General features: G+C 62.0%; 15 protein-coding genes. 11 read left to right on the plus strand and 4 right to left on the minus strand.

The features are described from left to right. The 3 genes from H0241_RS27875 to H0241_RS27885 form a co-directional block, all read left to right on the plus strand. Nucleotides 1-2,131, plus strand: a 2,131-nt coding sequence (locus H0241_RS27875) for a DUF5801 repeats-in-toxin domain-containing protein (RefSeq protein ID WP_235984521.1), incomplete at its 5' end; no start/stop codon positions are given. A gap of 76 nt (nt 2,132-2,207) precedes the next feature. Further along, nucleotides 2,208-4,037 carry a type I secretion system permease/ATPase gene (locus H0241_RS27880; RefSeq protein WP_235984527.1) on the plus strand — a complete coding sequence of 610 codons (1,830 nt, stop codon included), beginning with the start codon at nt 2,208-2,210 and terminating at the stop codon, nt 4,035-4,037. A 13-nt stretch (nt 4,038-4,050) separates the two neighbouring features. Then, nucleotides 4,051-5,382, plus strand: a complete 1,332-nt coding sequence (locus tag H0241_RS27885) for an HlyD family type I secretion periplasmic adaptor subunit (RefSeq protein WP_181060991.1) — start codon at nt 4,051-4,053, stop codon at nt 5,380-5,382. Between the two features lie 152 nt (nt 5,383-5,534). On the opposite strand, the gene H0241_RS27890 is transcribed toward H0241_RS27885, so the two are convergent. Further along, on the minus strand, nt 5,535-6,182 hold the full coding sequence (locus tag H0241_RS27890) for a ThuA domain-containing protein (protein ID WP_181060992.1): 648 nt from the start codon (nt 6,180-6,182) through the stop codon (nt 5,535-5,537). Nucleotides 6,183-6,427: 245 nt separating this feature from the next. Here H0241_RS27890 and H0241_RS27895 point away from each other — a divergent pair, with 245 nt between their 5' ends. Continuing rightward, nucleotides 6,428-7,084, plus strand: a complete 657-nt coding sequence (locus H0241_RS27895) for a YjbE family putative metal transport protein (protein WP_181060993.1) — start codon at nt 6,428-6,430, stop codon at nt 7,082-7,084. A 91-nt stretch (nt 7,085-7,175) separates the two neighbouring features. On the opposite strand, the gene H0241_RS27900 is transcribed toward H0241_RS27895, so the two are convergent. Next, a complete protein-coding gene (locus H0241_RS27900; protein ID WP_181061084.1) occupies nt 7,176-8,573 on the minus strand; it encodes an FAD-binding oxidoreductase in 1,398 nt (465 codons plus the stop codon). 213 nt (nt 8,574-8,786) lie between these two features. Between H0241_RS27900 and H0241_RS27905 the strand changes: the two genes are divergently transcribed. Continuing rightward, nucleotides 8,787-9,806, plus strand: a complete 1,020-nt coding sequence (locus H0241_RS27905) for a LacI family DNA-binding transcriptional regulator (RefSeq protein ID WP_181060994.1) — start codon at nt 8,787-8,789, stop codon at nt 9,804-9,806. A gap of 9 nt (nt 9,807-9,815) precedes the next feature. Here the strand turns inward: H0241_RS27905 and H0241_RS27910 are convergent, their stop codons facing one another. Both H0241_RS27910 and H0241_RS27915 read right to left on the minus strand, forming a co-directional pair. Beyond that, complete coding sequence (locus H0241_RS27910) at nt 9,816-10,964, minus strand: Gfo/Idh/MocA family protein (protein WP_181060995.1); 1,149 nt, start codon at nt 10,962-10,964, stop codon at nt 9,816-9,818. Nucleotides 10,965-11,229: 265 nt separating this feature from the next. Beyond that, nucleotides 11,230-11,991, minus strand: coding sequence for a DeoR/GlpR family DNA-binding transcription regulator (locus H0241_RS27915; RefSeq protein WP_181060996.1), 762 nt, complete (start codon nt 11,989-11,991; stop codon nt 11,230-11,232). 162 nt (nt 11,992-12,153) lie between these two features. On the opposite strand from H0241_RS27915, the gene H0241_RS27920 reads away from it, so the two are divergent. The 6 genes from H0241_RS27920 (at nt 12,154) to H0241_RS27945 (ending at nt 18,395) form a co-directional block, all read left to right on the plus strand. Continuing rightward, nucleotides 12,154-12,954 (plus strand): beta/alpha barrel domain-containing protein, encoded by an 801-nt coding sequence (locus H0241_RS27920; protein WP_181061085.1) that lies wholly within the window; start codon nt 12,154-12,156, stop codon nt 12,952-12,954. Between the two features lie 3 nt (nt 12,955-12,957). Continuing rightward, complete coding sequence (locus H0241_RS27925; RefSeq protein WP_181060997.1) at nt 12,958-13,908, plus strand: PfkB family carbohydrate kinase; 951 nt, start codon at nt 12,958-12,960, stop codon at nt 13,906-13,908. Nucleotides 13,909-13,997: 89 nt separating this feature from the next. Beyond that, on the plus strand, nt 13,998-15,143 hold the full coding sequence (locus tag H0241_RS27930) for an ABC transporter ATP-binding protein (protein WP_181060998.1): 1,146 nt from the start codon (nt 13,998-14,000) through the stop codon (nt 15,141-15,143). A 120-nt stretch (nt 15,144-15,263) separates the two neighbouring features. Then, nucleotides 15,264-16,511 carry an ABC transporter substrate-binding protein gene (locus tag H0241_RS27935; RefSeq protein ID WP_181060999.1) on the plus strand — a complete coding sequence of 416 codons (1,248 nt, stop codon included), beginning with the start codon at nt 15,264-15,266 and terminating at the stop codon, nt 16,509-16,511. A 140-nt stretch (nt 16,512-16,651) separates the two neighbouring features. Continuing rightward, nucleotides 16,652-17,548, plus strand: coding sequence for a carbohydrate ABC transporter permease (locus H0241_RS27940; protein ID WP_181061000.1), 897 nt, complete (start codon nt 16,652-16,654; stop codon nt 17,546-17,548). Nucleotides 17,549-17,552: 4 nt separating this feature from the next. Further along, entirely contained in the window at nt 17,553-18,395 is an 843-nt protein-coding gene (locus H0241_RS27945; protein WP_181061001.1) for a carbohydrate ABC transporter permease, read from the plus strand. Nucleotides 18,396-18,422: the final 27 nt, after the last annotated feature.

Consider the following 18,422-nt stretch of genomic DNA (forward strand, 5'->3'; position numbering starts at 1 on the left):
TAGCGGCCTCACCGACACCTTAACCGGCGAGGCGGTCCTCCTCTCGGTCAATCTCAGCGGCGACGTTGAAGGCCGTACCGCCGGTACCGACGACCTCGTGTTCACGGTCAGCGTCGACGCCGCCGGCCTCGTGACACTCGACCAGGCTCGGGCGATCATTCACGCGGACGCCACCGATGCGAACGACAGCAGGACGTTGGCTGCCGCCGACCTCATTACCCTGACGGCGACCATCACCGATGGTGACGGCGATCAAGCCACGGCCACGCACAACATCGGCCAGAACCTCAACTTCGAGGATGACGGACCGAGTATCGAGGCAAGCGGTACCGAGCCGACATTGACCGTCGACGAGTCCAGCTTGGGTGACAATAGCGCGGATTTCTCGACTTTCTTCACCTCGGATGCCGGTGCCGATGGTGACGCCATCAGCTATGTGCTCGACATCAACCAGGTCACCAACGATAGCGGCCTCACCGACACCTTAACCGGTGAGGCGGTCCTCCTCTCGGTCAATCTCAGCGGCGACGTTGAAGGCCGTACCGCCGGTACCGACGACCTCGTGTTCACGGTCAGCGTCGACGCCGCCGGCCTCGTGACACTCGATCAGGCGCGTGCTGTCATACACTCGCCCGACACCGGCCCGGATCAGGAAACAACGTTGGCGTCCGATGATCTCGTCACTTTGACGGCGACCATCACCGACGGTGACGGCGATCAGGCCTTGAGCAGCGTCAACATCGGCACAAACCTCGTCTTCAAGGACGATGCTCCAACGATCACCGTGCCGTTTGACGGTGATGCGTCCGGTGGTGGTAGCGATGGTACTCACGAAAGCCTGGTTAACGCGGCCGGTGAGGAGGCCAGCGGAGCCTTCGGCTACGACATCGGTGCGGACAGCCGCCCGACTACGTTCTACGACGCCACGCACTCTGATTTCGTCGACAGAAACACTAACCTCGCCGGTATCCAGATCGGGCTCACGGGCACGATCACCGGCGGCGGCGGAGGTAATATCATCGCCCCGAACGTGACGCTCGCGTTGGAGACGGACACCTCCGCGACGTTCGACTTCACCTTCACCTACGACAAGGACCCCGCGCCTAACACCCAGACCGGCACGGCGGCTGGCACCCTCTTCTTCGACAAGGTTTTGGACACTTATACCATCACCCTGACCGACCCGCTCGAAGGCTTCAGCTTCGACGTGCTGCACACCAACGAGTTGTTGGCCAAGGCGCCCACCGGCAACACGGGACACCCGCTGATCGTCGCCGAGCAGCTGACGCCGGACGGCGATCCGGATCCGTTCTTCGTGCAATTCACCGCGAACTCGACAACCAACTCCATCAAGTTCGGCTTCAACTCGACCGGCGACGGAGCGATCGCTGGCGGGCTCACTCCGGACACTGCGTTCACGCAGGGTGTCCACGACATGATCACCAACACCCACGAAGACTGGGTTTCCGCAACCCAGGCGACGAACGGGGTCGCTGGCGACACCATCCAGAAGGGTGAAGCTCTGACCTTGCGCTTCTTCGAAGAGAACATTCTGGGGGATGTGGCCCCGAAAGCCCCCGGTGGTGGCACGGAGCGGCTTGACCCGACCGCGAGCGCCAGTGGTGTCGTCATCAAGTTCGACGGCATCGGCAACAGCGAAGACCTGGTCCTGATTCTCGACCTGAAGGATGCCAACGGGAACGAGGTGACGAGGGCGGTCAATGTGCAGAACTCGGATCTGATCAAAGGGAACGCCAATGTCCCCTTCCCGTACAGCACCGAGTTCTCGCTCGATAACAACGATGCCTTGGTCATCCTCGAACAGAACGACTACACGGTCGCCGGCGAGACCTACCAGATTCAGGGCATCCAGATCATGCAGAGCGCCAACGGGATGACGGGTAACGCCATCAACCTGAACGGGGCCATCGGAGCCAATGGCGGCAGCTTTGCCACGACCAACCTGACGGGTTGGGATCCGACCGATAACGATGTCCTGAAGATCGTCGACATCGGGTTTGTGCAGCAGACCAGTGGGACAGTCGACGCCAGCCTCAACTTCGCGTTCGAGGTGGCAGACGCGGACGCGGACATAACAGCGACGCAGCACATATTTGTTGACGTCACCTGACTTGACCAACGGGGGCAGCCATTGCTGCCCCCGTACCGCCACCCGCGATCTCTTGCACGGAGATGTCATCCAGATGATGAAAACCAGACAACAGCCCCCTGCCCTGCAGGTGGTGATGAAAGAGGCAAAACGTGCCATCCGGCCGCTTATCTGGTTCAGCGGCGGCATCAACGCGCTGATGCTGACCGGGGCGCTTTATATGCTCCAGGTCTACCATCGGGTGTTGTCCAGCCACAGCCTGGAGACGTTGGTGATGCTGTCGCTGATGGCGGCGGGTGCACTGGCGGCAATGGCGGGGCTGGAGGTGGTGCGCGGGCGTCTTCTGGCCAAGGTCGGATCGTGGATGAACGCGCGGTTGGGACCAGTTCTCCTGACCGCATCGGTGGAATATGCCGCCTCGGCGCCCGGTCACGCCAACGCCCGTCCGCTGCGCGACCTGGATCAAGTGCGGAATTTCTTCACCAGCCCGAGCATCTTCCCGATTCTCGACGCGCCTTGGGCACCGCTGTTTTTCGCCGCCATATTCTTCATGCACCCGTGGCTGGGCTGGTTGGCGCTGTGCGGCGGAATCGTCCTGTTCGCGTTGGCGTTGCTCAACGAATACATCACACGCAAACCGTTGACCGAGGCCGCCAGCGCACAGTCGCGGGCATACGTGCAGGCCGAGGCGGCGATCCGCAATGCCGAGGTCGTACAGGCGATGGGCATGTTGAAGCCACTGATGGAGGGCTGGAAGGCGCAGCAGGACGAGGCAAACAAGGGACAAGTTCTTGCCGCCAACCGAGGCGGCGTCATCGCGGCCATCGCGCGTTGTCACCGGCTGGCCCTGCAAATGGCCATACTGGGCCTTGGCGCTTATCTGGTGCTTCGCAACGAGGCTTCACCTGGTATCATGATTTCCGCCTCGATCCTCATGGGGCGAGCCTTGTCGCCGGTCGAGCAAGCGATCGGCACATGGAAGGCGACGGTCGGAGCGCGTGCCGCTTACAAGCGCCTCACCGCGGTCGCCGGACAGCACCTGGAGGCCACGCCGGTTATGCCGCTGCCTCGGCCGAAAGGCAGGTTCGAGGCCGACAACCTTGTGCTGGCCCGACAGGGTGGCGAGCCTATCCTGAAAGGGATCAGCTTCCGGCTCATTCCGGGTGAAGCAATGGCGTTGATCGGCCCGAGCGGAGCCGGCAAGACGAGCCTGGCGCGAATACTGGCCGGTGCCTGGCGTCCATCCGGGGGGCGTGCGTTGCTGGACGGCATGGACGTTGCCCAATGGGCGGCGGAGGACCGGGGTCACCATGTCGGTTACTTGCCGCAGGACATCGAACTCTTCGCCGGCACCGTCTCCGAAAACATCTGCCGCTTCGCGACACTCAACCCGGCGGTCTTCAATAACGTGGTCAAGGCCGCGCAGTTGGCGGGCGTTCACGAACTTATCAAAGGGCTGCCGAAGGGTTACGCCACCGAGATCGGCGACTCCGGCGCGGTGCTGTCAGGCGGGCAGCGCCAACGCATCGGGTTGGCGCGGGCACTCTACGGCGACCCGCCACTCATTATCCTGGACGAGCCCAATTCCAACCTCGACCGCGACGGTGAGGACGCTTTGATTGCAGCCCTTGGCGTGGTCAAGGCGGCGGGCACGACCGTTATCCTGATCGCGCACCGACCGAACATCATGGAGAAAGTTGACAAGATATTGGTTCTCAACCGGGGCCAACAAGACCTCTACGGTTCGCGTGACTATGTCTTCAACAAACTCTCCGCGCGCATCCGCCAGGTAAATCAAATACCTGCGAGTCCGACGCCCGAGATATCCACCACCGTGACCGGCGCCGATAACGAGTCACGTCCCGCTCCAAAGCGTACGTCGCGGCAAAGCACAATGAGTACGGCTGTCGTGGCAAACCAGGCATGAAACGAGAACTGATATGAACGTCGTGCCGTTACCCCTCCCGCCACCCTCCCTGCTGGAACCGGTACCCCTGCGTCTTGCGGGCGTGACGTCGACCGGGTTCGCGATCATGTTCCTGTTCTTTGGCGTGGCTGGGGGTTGGGCGGCACTGGCCCCGCTGGACAGTGCCGCGGTGGCGCCGGGCGTTGTCAAGGTCGCCGGTGATCGCAAGCTCATCCAGCACCTCGAGGGTGGTATCATCGCGGAGCTGAACGCCGCCAACGGTGACATCGTCAAGGCCGGCACGGTCCTCGTCCGGCTCGACGACACGCAGGCAAGGGCGCAGCTCGACCTGATCCAGAACCGGATAGCAACGCGTGACGCGCTGGCCGCGCGCCTCAGGGCTGAGCGTGACGACAAGGCCGAGATCGCGTTTGATCCGGCGTTGCTCGCAAACCCCGCCACTGCCGCAAGGGACGCAGTGGCCGCACAGCGTGACGTGTTCGCGGCGAAGCACCACAATCTGACAGACGAGCAGGAGATCCTGAGCCAGCGCCGTCAGCAGACCCAGGACGAGATAACGGGACTTGAGCAGCTTATCGTCACCAAGGACACGCAGATCAAGGCGATCGAGGGTGAGACCAAAGACCTCGAGAGCCTGCTCAAGAAGGGGCTGACCACCCGCGAGCGGAACCTGTTGCTCAGACGACAACAGCAGGAGCTCGAGGGGGAGCGCGCGACCAACGTCGCGGCGATCGCTCGTGCCAGAAGCGCCATGGCCGAGATCGATATGCAAATCCTGAACCTCGGCACAGTACGGCTGAACGACGCCGTCGACGAGTTGAGCAAGGTCGAGGCGGAGTTGTTTGATCTCAGACAGCAGGAGCGTGCCGCCAGGGACGTGCTTACCCGTACCGATGTCGTCGCACCGGTTGACGGCATCGTCATGGACCTGAAGGTCCACACGGCGGGCGGTGTCGTCAAACCGGGCGACACACTGATGACAGTCGTGCCGCTCGAACAGCAGCTCGTGGTCGAGGCCATGGTCAAACCGGAGGATGTCGAGACGATCGCCCCCGGACAGCCCGTGCGCGTCAGCTTCCCGGCCTTCGCCCGCTACAACCTGCCGCCACTCGACGGCGTCGTGGAGATCGTGTCGGCTGACCGCATGGTGGAGGAACGCAGCGGCGCACCGTATTTCGCCACGACCGTGTTGATCGACAAGAGCGAACTCGCCAAGCTGGAGGGCCGCAAGCTGCTGCCCGGCATGTCGAGCGAGGCGATGATCCGGACGGGTGCTCGCACCGTGCTTTCTTATCTCGCCGAGCCGATCACGCAGAACTTCCGCCGGGCGATGCGGGAAAAATAGCCGCAGGCCGTCCAAGACTTCTTTGTCTGACCGGACGACCGCCGCCCGACTAGTTCCCGGACCTGCGTCGCCACCCAGGCCACAAGTCCACCGCCATGCGCGGATCCGAAGCAATCCGCCCCACTGCGCTCAGCTTGACGACAGGCCCAGGATCAGGCCGCTCGGCTGGCCCACAGCACGCCGCGCTCGAAGATGGTGCGCATTTGCGGCACGGAAAACTCATCCGCCGTGTGACCTAGCGCGCTGAAGAAGACGCGGCCTTTGCCGTAGCGGCGCTTCCAGACCACGGGCATGACGACGCCGTCGATGAAGTCCAGATGCTCGCCGCCAAACGTCGTCGTCGCCAGCACTTCGTTGCTCGGGTCGACATGCATGTAATACTGCTCGGAATGGTAGGCGAAACCCTCGATACCCCTGACGATCGGATCATCGCTGGTGATGTCGACATGGTAGTCGATGATATCGCCGGGATGGGCGACCCATTGGCCGCCGGTCATGAACTGATAGGCCGTCTCGTTGCGAAAACTGTCGCCCATGGTGCCATGAAAGCCGGCAAGGCCGGATCCGCCGCTGACGGCGGCGATGAGATTTTGCAGCTCCGGCTTTTCGATGGTCGACATGGTGACCACCGGGACGATCAGATCGATGGCCGAGAGCTGCGGGTCGGCAAGCGCGGAAGTGCCCTCTTCTATCCGCACCTCGAAGCCATGTCCGGTCAATATCTCGCCGACGACAGCGGCGCTGCGGGCCGGTGTGTGACCTTCCCAACCGCCCCAGAAAATCAGTGCCGTCTTGCTCATGCCCATCTCTCCTTTGGTCGGCAATATTGATAGGCAAGCGGAACGCTTTTGTCTTCCCTTCCATGAGGGGCATTTCTGGTCGGGAAATCACGATCTGGCGATGAATTCCGTGGATGAGGAACGATTGGCCGCGCCTGACGTCTTGTTTCAACGCCTTGCTGCACTCAAATCAGCTGTCCTCGCGTTTGCGCAGACATCGGTCCGATCCGCCGCAACCAGCCGGAGCCTTCCGGGGAGACCGCTCTATGAGTTTCGACCAGACCACTGTCGCCGCCTATCTGGAAGTCATCACCATCAACCTCGTGCTCTCGGGCGACAATGTCGTGGTGATCGGCATGGCGGCGGCCGGGTTGGCCAAGGCGTTGCGCCAAAAAGCGATCGTCGCCGGCATAGCCGCGGCCGCGGTGATCCGCGTCGTCTTTGCCGTGATCGCGGTACAGCTGCTGGAAATCCCTGGGATTATGCTGGTCGGCGGCATGCTTTTGTTCTGGGTGTGCTGGAACATGTTCCAGGAATTGCGCTCCGCCGGCGGCGATGAGCACGGCGATGCAGACATCGACCCTGCCGCGACAGCGCTTGCGGCGGTGCGGCCGGCCAAGGCGCTGCGCACGGCGATCCTGCAGATCGTCGTCGCCGACGTCTCGATGTCGCTGGACAATGTGCTGGCCGTGGCAGGTGCTGCCGCCCATGACATGAATGCGCTGGTGTTCGGTCTCATCCTGTCGGTGGTGCTGATGGCCGTCGCCTCGACGCTGGTGGCGGCCTTGCTTGCCAAATACCGCTGGATCGGCTGGCTCGGCCTGGCGATCATCGTCTATGTCGCCGGCAACATGACGCTGGACGGCGTCGAGCAGGTGAAAACGGTGGACTACCACGCGCTGCTTTCGCCGGCTGCGAGCTAAAGCAATTCCAGGAAAAGTGTGCAGCGGTTTTCCCGGGAAAAGCGCGTAGCGCTTTCCCTAGGGAATTGCGGCAAAACATACCCCATAGCAGTCAGGCGATATCGAAAATCCGTCCGGGATTGAGGACGTTGTGCGGATCGAAGGCCGCCTTCAGGCGGCGCATGGCTGATAGTTCGGCGTCGCTGCGCACGAGGTTCAGCCATTTCTTCTTGTCGAGGCCGATGCCGTGTTCGGCCGAGACGGCGCCGCCACATGCGGCCACGCCGCGATAGATGATCTCATAGGCGGCGGCCGGTTCCGTGGTGTCGACCTGGTAGTGCAGATTGCCGTCGCCGAGATGGCCGAAGACATAGATCTCGGCGCTGCCATCCTTGGCGCGGATCGCCGCTTCGGCCTCGCGCAGGAAAGCCGCCATCGTCAACAGCGGAATGCTGATGTCGACGCCGATCAGGCCTTCGATTGCAAACAGGAAGCGGTTGGCCTCCTCGCGTACGTCCCAAAGCGCGCGGAATTCGCGCGGCGACTGCGAGACGACCACGTCGTCGACGATGCCGTCCTCGACGGCCTGCATCAGCACCGAAGCGAAACGCTCGCCGTCCAGCTCGGCCTGGTTGCCCTGGATTTCGGCCAGCACGTAGACGGGCGCGCCGGCAGGCAGCGGCGCCGGCGCGGCCATGCCGGCAATCATGGCGCCGTAGAGCGGCGAGAAATTCACCTCATAGGCCGAGAGCAAAGGACCGAGCCGCTGCTTGAGCAGGCCGAGCAGCGCAATGGCCGCGTCCAGCGAACCAAGAGAGCAGAAAGCGGCGACCTCGGTGGCGGGCTTCGGATGCAGGCGCAGGCAGGCGCGCGTGACCACGCCCAGCGTGCCTTCGCTGCCGATGAACAGCTGGTTGAGATCGTAGCCGGAATTGTCCTTGGCCAGCCCGCGCAGCGAAGTCAGGATCGAGCCGTCGGCAAGCACGGCCTCCAACCCGAGCACCTGGGCGCGGTACATGCCGTAGCGCAGCACGCGGATGCCGCCGGCATTGGTGGCGATGTTGCCGCCGACCGTCGCCGTGCCGCGCGCGCCGATATCGACGCCGAACATCAGGCCGGCCGCATCGGCTGCTTCCTGCACCATTTGCAGCGGCGCGCCGGCTTCCGCGATGATGGTTGCCGCCGCGCGGTCGGGCGCTTCGACCGCGGTCATGCGCTCCAGCGACAGCACCGCTTCGCCCGGCTGCACCCGCGCTGCACCGGCCAGCCCGGTGCGGCCGCCATGGACGACCAGCTTCTGACCAAAGCCGCTGCACAGGCGCAGGATTTCGGCGACCTCGACGGCGCTGCGTGGACGCAAGACCAGTTCGGGCCGGCCTCCGCCCTTGCCGGAGAGGTCGTCGCCGTAGCGCGGATCGACGGCATTGCCGGTGACAACAGCGGCGGCGTCGAGCCACGGTTGGAGCTGGGAAAGAAGCTGTCGATCTGTTGTGTCATGGTTCCTGGATATTTCGCTTGCTCGCCACGGTCGAGACTTTGATGCGGGACAATTTTCGCGTCAATTGATTAAATTTACGCACGGTATAATTTGCCGTTGCGCGTTGAAACGACTGAAGTTTCCTGTAAATTTCGTCTACGGTTACGTTGTGCTACGCCGGCTACGGGACCCTTGGGCAGCGCCAAGGGACGACCAAGGTTTGGCGCCCGCCAGACGAGGGATTGAATGACGAAGCACAAGACGATGGAGGATTTCGCCCGCTCGTGCGGCGTTTCCAGGCCGACGCTGTCGAAATATTTCGACGATCCGACCAGCGTCAAACCGGCAACGCGCAAGCGCATCGAGGAGGCACTGCGCTCGTCCGACTACCAGCCCAATCTGTTTGCCCGCAATCTCAACCGCAAGCGAACCCGCGCCATCGGCATCGTCGTGCCGACGGTGGCCGATCCCTTCTATTCCGAAATGGTCAGCCGCATCGAGCTAAGGCTGCGTGATGAAGGCTACTGGCCGATCGTCATTTCCTCGCACGGCTCGCGCGAGCTCGAAGTCGAGGCGACGCGCACCATCCAGTCGCTGAAAGTCTCAGGCGCGCTGATCGCGCCGCTCGGCCTGCGCTCGGACCGCCGCACGCTGGAGAAGCTGACGCAGACAATGCCGATCGTCTATTTCGACACCTATCTCGAAGGCGGCGTACCCTTCGTTGGCAACAACAACGCCCAGAGTGTCTCGACCATCGTCGACTATCTCTGCCGCTCCGGCGACGCGCCGGTCTATTTCGATATCCCGCATGTCAACCACAATTCGCCAGAGCGGCTGAACAGCTATGTCGGCGCCATGCAGCGGCTTGGCCAGGAGCCGGTCGTCATCGGCAACACAAGCGACTACACATGGGATTTCGAGCGCATCGGTTACGAGCAGATGGAACAGATGCTTGGGGCTGGCGGCCTGCCGGGAAAGACCATACTGTGCGCCAATGATCGCCTGGCCTTCGGCGTGATGGCGGCGGCCTTCGCGCAAGGCAGGAAGGTTGGCCGCAAGGCGGACTGCGACCTGCGTGTCGCCGCCCATGACGACCATCCGCTGAGCCGCTACACCTGCCCCGCTCTGACCACCATCGCGCAGGATTTTGCCGCCATGGCCGGGCGCAGTGTCGAGACGCTGCTCGCCTTGCTCAACGAGGACACAGCGAGCGTCGCGCCGAAAGTCAGCCTCGACGCCGCCCTTGTGATGCGTCAATCAGCCTGAATCTTCCCATCAGCCAAGCAGGCTTGCCGCTTCCTCCTCGCCAAGCAGTGGCGGCTGGTCGACCGTGCCGTTGACGGCAACCGAGTCACGGCTTTCGCCCGAAGCCAGGATTGCCTCCATGATCTCCAGCACATGCAAGGCGAGTTCGCCCGAGGCGCGCGGTTTTCTGCCCGTCGCCAGCGCGCGCGACAGATCGGCGACGCCGAGCATGCGGTAATTGGCGCGGTCGGGCGCGGCATAGGGCCAGTTGCGGGCGCCGTAGAGTTCGCTCTCGCTGGCGAAATCGGCCCAGTCGACGCCGCGCGCCGACAGCGAGACGGTGCCGCCGAACGTGTCGGGGTCGGGCAGCCTGAGCGAACCTTCGGTGCCGTGCAGTTCGATCGGATGGTTGGAGTGTCTGAAGACATCCCAGGAAGCGCCGAAGGTGACGGTGGCGCCCGAACGGAATTCGAGCAGCGACAATATGTTGGTCGGTGTGCCGACCTTGAACGTCGTGTTCTTGAACGGGCCGTCGGCCGTGATCAGCCTCTCCTCGTGGCCGCGCGTCGCCATCGCCATGACACGCTCGACCGGACCGAGCAGATTGACCAGCATGGTCAGGTAGTAGGGACCCATATCGAACACCGGACCGCCACCCGGCTGGTAGTAGAATTGCGGATTGGGATGCCAGTGCTCCATGCCACGTCCCATCATGAAGGCGGTGCCGGTCACCGGCTTGCCGATGGCGCCCTCGTCCATCAGGCGGCGGGCGCGGCGTCCAGCGGCGCCAAGGAAGGTATCGGGAGCCGAGCCTATCAGCAGGCCGCGCTTTGCAGCTTCGTCGACAAGCCGGCGACCGTCGGCAGCGGTGGTAGCCAGCGGCTTTTCGGTGAAGACATGTTTGCCCGCCGAAAGCGCTGAGAACGAAATGTCGAAATGCGCCGCCGGGATCGTCAGGTTCAGCACCAGGTCGATGTCGGGGTCGGCGAGCAGCGCATCGACGCCGAGCGCGCGGATGCCGTATTCCCTGGCGCGGAGCTCAGCCATGTCAGCCGAAATGTCGGCGCAGGCACGCAGCTCGACGCCTCCGAAGAGCGCCGCGTTGCGCAGATAGGTCATCGAGATGTTGCCGCAGCCGATCACACCGATGCCGAGCTTTGTCTTTGATTTTCCGTGCATTTCCAGCTTTTCCTCCGAAGCCAATGGCATGCTTGGGGACCGTCGTGGGTGCAGCGGTCCGCCTTCACAATCCGCTATACAGGATTTTAAATGTTGACGCGCGTAAAATTTTTATAGAGCATGTGAGAATTCTGGCGCAGCATTGGGAGGCGCCAGCCTGAGGAGGAGAACATGACTGTCATGAAAGACGGCCGACCGCCGATACGAAGCCCGTGGGTCATGCGCGCATTGGGTCTTTCCGTCTCGGTCAGAGACCGAGACGGGTTCAGGCATAGATCACCTTGGCCCCGATCATATCAAGCTCGCTGCGTATTGGACCGGGCAGGCCATCGTCGGTGATCACCACATCGACGGCCGACAGCGAAAATGCCTTGGAGGTCCCGCTGACGCCCCATTTGCTCGAATCGGCGAGGAGGACAACGCGCCGGGCCATGCGAACGAGGTTTCGCTTCGTTCGCGCCATGTCTTCGTTCACGTCGACCACATCCAGTGACGAGTCAATCGCATGCGCTCCAACAAAGACCTGATGCGCTACCAAGCCGCCGAGAGCCGTGTCGGCATCGGTGATCAGCGTGCTCACCGTGTCGGGATAGACCCGGCCGCCGATCATATGAACGTCGAGCCCGGGACGATGCATAAGATGCTGCACGATATTCATGCCCGTGGCAGCGACCACGACATTGCTGAGCGGCGGTAACTGCATGGCAAGCTGCATCAATGTCGAGCCGCCGTCGAAGATGACCGATTGGTTGTCCGCGAACAGCTCTACCGCCGCCCGGGCGATGCGCTTCTTTGCGTCGAGGTTCGTTTGCATCCGCCGGGCGAACGCGGCCGTGGTCGAATCGGTGGTCCGGGTCACCGCCCCTCCACGGGTCTTGGTCAGTAGTCCCTTGCGATCCAGTATCTCGAGGTCGGAGCGCACCGTGACTTCCGACACGCCAAAATCGTCTGACAGGTCCTTGATGCGAACCTGTCCGCTGCGTTGCACTTCACCCAGGATCGATTGGCGTCTCTGCTCCGACAACATTGCCCTGTCCTTGCCTCCATGCGCCAAGCGATCGCCCTGGCCTCGGTTCACTCTACCAAAAATACGCGAATTCGAAAGCTTTCGAAAGATTGCATTTATCCTTTCTTTCGCAAACACTGGGTCCAGGATTTTGAAACCAATCGATTGGAGAGTTTTGGACTCATGAGCCTCGGAACCAAGGTGCGCCTAGCGCGCCTCTTCTCACATCCATCGGGGAAACTTTTTGGCGGCGCGGTCGACCACTTTGTCGGCTATGGCGACGTGCGCAAAGGCGGCCTTGCCGACCTGCCGGGTGCGCTTGCACGCGTCATGGCGGGCAAACCCGACTATGTCAGCATCCAGCCTGGCACCGCGCGCCATCTGTGGCCGCAATATGCAGGCAAAGCTTCCCTGGTGATTCAGGCGGGCTGCTTCACTCCAGACGATCGCATCAGTGAACTGATTGCAACGCCCGAGGATGCGGTGCGCGCTGGCGCCGATGCGTTGGCCGTGGCCATTCCGGTGCGCGGCGCGACCGAGGGCAAATACATACGCTGGCTGACCGATTCGGTAAATGCAGCGGCCCGCTACGGCATGCCCGTGGTGGCGCATATCTACCCTCGCGATTTCACCGACGGAGCAAAAATCGTCTTCACCCCCGACGAGATCGCCTATGCGGCGCGCATCGGTTACGAGTCCGGCGTCGACGTGATCAAAATCGGCTACACGGGCGATTTCGAGTCGTTCCGAGAGACCGTCCGGACTTGCCCGGTGCCGGTTGTGATTGCGGGTGGCCCAAAGACCGATACGTTGCTCGGCGCGCTTCAGCAGACGGCGGACGCCATCCGGGCCGGCGCACGCGGTGCCGTGGTAGGCCGTAATCTCTGGGGGCATGGCGATCCAGAGAAGGCAGCGCTTGCCTTTCGCGGCGTCATCCACGACGGCCTTTCGGCGCAAGACGCCCTGGCGAAGGCGGGTGCCTGAACGATGCCCACCGTCCCCCCTATCCTCGGCTTCGGTGCTATTGCGATCGACGACATCGTCTACGTCGATCAGCCGTTGTCGGCGGGCAAGGGGAAAGTTCTGCAAAGTGCCCGCGCTTTCGGGGGAAATGTCGCGACGGCGCTGGCCGCCGTCGTGCGGCTCGGCGGAGCCGGCGGGTTCGTCGGATGGCTGGGCAGTGCCGATGACGACGCCGTGATGCGCGACCTCATTGCGAGCGGTGTCGAAACCGCATTCGCGCCGCGCCATCCCGATGCACGCCCGGTGCGCTCGCGGATCACCGTCGGCTCGGACGGAGAACGGTTCATCGCGTATGACGACGATGCGATGCTGGGCACCGCTCCGGACTTTCCGGACGGTATCCTCAGCCGCGCGACCGTCCTGATCGTCGACAGCTATGCGATCCGGTCGCTGGATGTCGTGGCTCGGGCTCGCGATCTCGGCCTTGCGATCCTCGGCGATATCGAATGGAGCAGCGGCCCAGCCACGGAGCGGCTGATCGGGCTCTGCGACCATCTCATTCTTCCGCTCGGCTTTGCGCGGACCGCCACGGGCCGCCGGTCGCCGGCCGAGATACTCGATGCATTGTGGTTGCCGTCGCGGTCCGCCGTGGTTCTGACGGATGGCGGCAGGGGCGTCTTCTATCGCGGACGCGAAGAGACAGGGCTCTGGCACCTGCCTCCGCACCGGATTGCCGTCGTCGACTCGACCGGCGCCGGTGACTGCTTTCATGGCGCCTATGCGCTTGCATTGACGCGCGGGGCCGACACTGCGGGCCGGGTGGCATTCGCGGCCGCGGCGGCGGCCCTTTCGATAACGGGGCGGGGCGGGCGCGAGGCGCTTCCGACCGACGACCAGGTCACGGAACTCCTGGCATCGACGAACGCGCCGTCGGCAGTCGAACTGAAATATGCGCGGCTCGATACCGGAACATAGCCCGAACTATCCGAGGAAACATTTCGCAGGTGAACATAAGCCGAGGACAATCATAAAAATCAGTGGCTTAGACTTGTGGAGGGAGGAATATGGCAGAAGTCGTTCTTGAGAATATCTGCAAGACATACGGGAACAATTTTCACGCAATCGACCAATTGAACCTGTCGGTCGAGGACGGCGAGTTTTTGATTCTCGTTGGGCCGTCCGGCTGTGGCAAATCCACCGCGTTGCGAATGATCGCGGGACTGGAGGACATCACCAGCGGCAGCCTTCGGATCGGCGGAGTCGACGTCGTCGACATGCCGCCCAAGGACCGCGACATCGCGATGGTCTTCCAGAGCTACGCGCTCTACCCGCATATGACGGTGTCCGAAAACATCGCCTTTTCGATGCGGCTGGCAGGCAAGTCGAAGGCCGAGCGCAAGAAGCGCGTGGACGAGATCGCCAAAACCCTTCAGCTGACGCCTTTGCTGGACAGCAAACCCGCGAACCTTTCAGGCGGACAGCGTCAGCGGGTTGCCATGGGCCGCGCCATGGTGCGCGAGCCGGCCGCCTTTCTCATGGACGAACCCCTTTCCAACCTGGATGCGAAACTACGGGTTCAAATGCGCGCCGAAATCACCAGCCTCCAAAAGCAACTCGGCGTAACGACCATATACGTGACCCACGACCAAATCGAAGCGATGACGATGGGGGATAGGGTCGCGGTGTTGAAAGGCGGCGTGCTGCAGCAGGTGGACACACCCAAGAGGCTCTATGAATCGCCGGTCAACGCCTTCGTTGCCGGCTTCATCGGCTCCCCTTCGATGAACCTTTTCGAGGCGACCCTGACGGGCGACGAACTGATGTCCGGCACCTTCGCCATCCGGCTGCAGGATGCAGCCTTCGTGCGCAGGCCGGGCTTGCGGTCGTATGACGGGGGCAAGGTCGTGTTCGGCATCCGACCGGAGGATCTTTATGACAGCAGCCTCGAATCCGGCCGCAAGTATCAGACGATACCGGCCAAGGTGACCTCGATCGAGGAACTCGGCTCCGAACAGATCGTCCACCTGAACATCGACGCGATCCGGGTGGACTCCGGCGATCCGGACGCGGTGGACGATTTTGGCCTGGCATCGAACGCGGTGGCGAGATTCGAGCCGATCAGCGCCGTCCACTCCGGCTCGGAAATCCGGCTAGCCGTGGATGATGCCAAGTTCCATTTCTTCGATCCCGAAACGCATCTGGCGATCTGAAGATCTGCGGAAGACCGCGGGCGGGAGCGAGGTGCCTGCGGAAGATACTTGAAAAAAGGCTTCTGAATAAAACAGACGATCGTCCGCATTGTGCGGTCGATCTTGTAGAAGGAGGAGAAAATGATGTTTCGGATACAACCCACGATGCTGAAAATAGCCGCGGCCGCGTGGTTGCTTGGCGCAACCAGCGCCATGGCGGACACGACACTGGAATTCACCCAATGGTGGGAGCCCGAATTGCCGGCCGGATCGCTCAGGGCAATCATGAATGACTTCGAGGCTGCAAACCCCGGAATCAAAGTGACGCTGGTCAGCGGCCCCTATGCGACCACGCGAGACCAGATCTCGGTTGGCGCCGCAACTGGAACGCTTAGCGACGTCGTCGGCCTCGACGGCGCCTGGGTGAACAATCTGAACGCGCAGGGTGCGCTGGCCGACATGAACCCGATGATGGATGCGAGCGGGTTCGACAAGACCCAGGTCGCGGATATCATCAAGGTGGACGGCAAGGCGGTGATGTTTCCCGTGGCTTCGTTCGTCTATCCGGTCTTCGTGAATTTGGACCTCGCCGCCCAGGCAGGCGTCACCAAGCTGCCGTCGACCCGCGCGGAGTTTCTCGAAGCCGCCAAGAAGATGACCCATGCCGACAAGAATCAGTATGGCTGGGTGCTGCCCTTGTCGCTGCAAACGCCGTCCGGTGTCCAGAACGACATGATGTCGTGGGTCTGGGCCTCGGGTCAATCGATGATGGCTGACGGCAAGCCGGCTCTCGAGGGCAAGCCGGTCGTCGATATGCTCACCTTCGTCAAATCGCTGAACGACGCCGGCGTCATCTCGCCCGGCATTGCCACCAAGACCGAGCAGGAAAAGGTCGAGGAATTCGTCAACGATCGGATCGGAATGATGATCGACTCGCTTGCGCATGTGAACCTGATCCGCAAACGCAATCCCAAGCTGAACTTCGATCTCATCCCGGTCCCGGTCGTGGAGGACTACAGCGGCAAGCGCGGCCTTCCCTACGCCTCCTGGGGCATCGGCATCTCTGCGTCCTCGAAACATCAGGATGAAGCCTGGAAGCTCGTCCAATATCTGATGAGTGAAAAGGTGAACGCCAAGCTCGTGTCGCTTGCAAACGCCTTCCCGGGCAACGTCAACGCCAAGCCCGATTTCGTGACCTCGGACAAGGCTTTCGGCAAGGCTTTCGAAATCTTCAAGACCGGCTATCTCGCCAACGAATTCACGGGTCTGCCGGTGGCTGAAGACCTGATGACCCAGTTCGACGTGGAAGCCCAGAAGATGCTCGCCGGCGAGCAGTCTCCGGAACAAGCCGCGGCCAACGCTCAAAAGGGCTGGACGGCGAAATTCTGAGCGGCCTGTTGCCCGTTCGCTATCTTCGACCGGGTGGCCTGACTTCGGGCAGGCCACCCGTCAACAACGGATCGGCAATTTGAGATGGACCTGTTTCCGAAGCGCACCTTCCTCTTGAAGGCATATCCCAAGGGTGGCACATGACTCGGCAGAAGCGCTCCCACCATCGACTGAAACGAGCGGTCGCACCCTATCTCTATCTGTCACCGTCGCTCCTCATAATCGGCCTTCTGATGCTGCTGCCGATGGTGACGGTGATTGGCTATTCGTTCCAGAACAGCGCGGTGCTGCGTCGCGACCCGTCCTTTGCCGGACTGAAACACTACCAGGCGATCTTTGCCGATCCGGTGTTCTGGGCCTCGCTGTGGCACACGCTCTACTTCACATGCATGAGTGTCGTCTTCCATATGACCATCGGCATGGTCTTCGCACTCATGCTCAACAGCGACCGCATCAATCCGACGCTGCGCAATATCCTGCGCGTGCTCTACATACTGCCCTGGCTGTTCACCGCGGTGATTATCGCCGTGATCTGGCGCCTCCTGCTTGAGCCGAACGGTGTCGTGAGCAGCGTTCTCATGCAGATGGGCATCATCGGTTCCAAGGTCGAGTGGTTTTCCTCGCCCGCGACCGCACTGCACGCCGTCACCTTCGCCAATATCTGGGCTGGCTACCCGCTTTTCATGGTCAGCCTGCTCGCAGGCTTGCAGGGCATTCCCAAGGATTTCTACGAGGCCGCCGATATCGACGGGGCGAAGGCCTACCAGAAGCTGATCTTCATCACTATCCCGCAGCTGATGCCGATCATCATCAGCATCTCGCTGCTCGACTTCATCTGGACCATGCAGGTCTTTCCTTTGATCTGGATAACGACAGGCGGCGGTCCGATCTACTCGACCGAGGTCCTCAGCACCTACACGTACAAGCTGGCGTTTTCGAGCTACAACCTGTCGCAGGCGTCAGCGAGCGCCGTGGTCATCCTGCTGATCTCTCTCGGCCTGACGCTGTTCTACATCCGCTATCAAAAGGCTCGGTAGTCACATGAGGAAAAGGCACACGCCGAAAGACAGGCTGATCACCGTCGCGCTCCATGTCGCGCTTGCCGCAGGGCTCTTTTTCGCGGCCTTCCCGATCTACTGGATGCTGAGCAGCTCGTTCAAGTCTAATACCGAAATCTTTGCCCTGCCGCCAACCGTCCTGCCGAAGGCCTTCACGCTGGAAGCGTATGCGGCCATCCTTGGCGACCCGGTAAAGCTGCGCTTCTTCTTCAACAGCTATTTCGTGGCCGGAGCGGTGACCGTGCTGACGGTGCTGATCGCCTTGCTGGCGGCCTATGGGTTCAGCCGTTTCAATTTCCGCGGCAAGGGCAGCCTCAACACACTTATCATCAGCACGCAGACGATCCCGCCGATCACGCTTTTGATCCCCTTCTTCGGGCTTGTCGTCTCGTATGGCATCTTCGACACCTACGTCGCGCTGATCCTGACTTACCTGGTGTTTACGCTGCCCTACGCGATCCTGCTGATGACGGGATATCTGAACACCTTGCCCCGCGATCTCGATGAAGCGGTGGCGGTCGACGGCGGCACCAGCTGGACCGCACTCTGGCGGGTGATCGTCCCGATTTCACTGCCTGGTATCGTGGCGACGTCGGTCTACACCTTCCTGTTGTGCTGGAACGAATTTCTCTTTGCGCTGACACTGACGAAGTCAACGTCCATGCGCACCGTCCCGATCGGCATCCAGCTGCTGATGGGGCAGCACGCCTTCGAATGGAACCAGATGATGGCGATGAGCGTGCTCGGCTCGCTACCGCTCTTGTTCATCTACCTCGTTGCCCAGAGGTTCTTCCTCGCCGGCATGACCGCGGGCTCGGTCAAGTAGGATGTCCCTCTCACGGAGGTGGAATCA

Origin of the sequence: Mesorhizobium neociceri (assembly GCF_013520985.1) — a bacterium.
Classification (GTDB): domain Bacteria; phylum Pseudomonadota; class Alphaproteobacteria; order Rhizobiales; family Rhizobiaceae; genus Mesorhizobium; species Mesorhizobium neociceri.

Excerpts from the sequence above, each read along its gene's own strand:
- H0241_RS27880 (WP_235984527.1), top strand. The coding sequence starts at position 2,208 with ATGAAAACCAGACAACAGCCCCCTGCCCTGCAGGTGGTGATGAAAGAG.
- H0241_RS27885 (WP_181060991.1), top strand. The coding sequence starts at position 4,051 with ATGAACGTCGTGCCGTTACCCCTCCCGCCACCCTCCCTGCTGGAACCG.
- H0241_RS27890 (WP_181060992.1), bottom strand. The coding sequence starts at position 6,182 with ATGAGCAAGACGGCACTGATTTTCTGGGGCGGTTGGGAAGGTCACACA.
- H0241_RS27895 (WP_181060993.1), top strand. The coding sequence starts at position 6,428 with ATGAGTTTCGACCAGACCACTGTCGCCGCCTATCTGGAAGTCATCACC.
- H0241_RS27905 (WP_181060994.1), top strand. The coding sequence starts at position 8,787 with ATGACGAAGCACAAGACGATGGAGGATTTCGCCCGCTCGTGCGGCGTT.
- H0241_RS27910 (WP_181060995.1), bottom strand. The coding sequence starts at position 10,964 with ATGCACGGAAAATCAAAGACAAAGCTCGGCATCGGTGTGATCGGCTGC.
- H0241_RS27915 (WP_181060996.1), bottom strand. The coding sequence starts at position 11,991 with ATGTTGTCGGAGCAGAGACGCCAATCGATCCTGGGTGAAGTGCAACGC.
- H0241_RS27920 (WP_181061085.1), top strand. The coding sequence starts at position 12,154 with ATGAGCCTCGGAACCAAGGTGCGCCTAGCGCGCCTCTTCTCACATCCA.
- H0241_RS27925 (WP_181060997.1), top strand. The coding sequence starts at position 12,958 with ATGCCCACCGTCCCCCCTATCCTCGGCTTCGGTGCTATTGCGATCGAC.
- H0241_RS27930 (WP_181060998.1), top strand. The coding sequence starts at position 13,998 with ATGGCAGAAGTCGTTCTTGAGAATATCTGCAAGACATACGGGAACAAT.
- H0241_RS27935 (WP_181060999.1), top strand. The coding sequence starts at position 15,264 with ATGATGTTTCGGATACAACCCACGATGCTGAAAATAGCCGCGGCCGCG.
- H0241_RS27940 (WP_181061000.1), top strand. The coding sequence starts at position 16,652 with ATGACTCGGCAGAAGCGCTCCCACCATCGACTGAAACGAGCGGTCGCA.
- H0241_RS27945 (WP_181061001.1), top strand. The coding sequence starts at position 17,553 with ATGAGGAAAAGGCACACGCCGAAAGACAGGCTGATCACCGTCGCGCTC.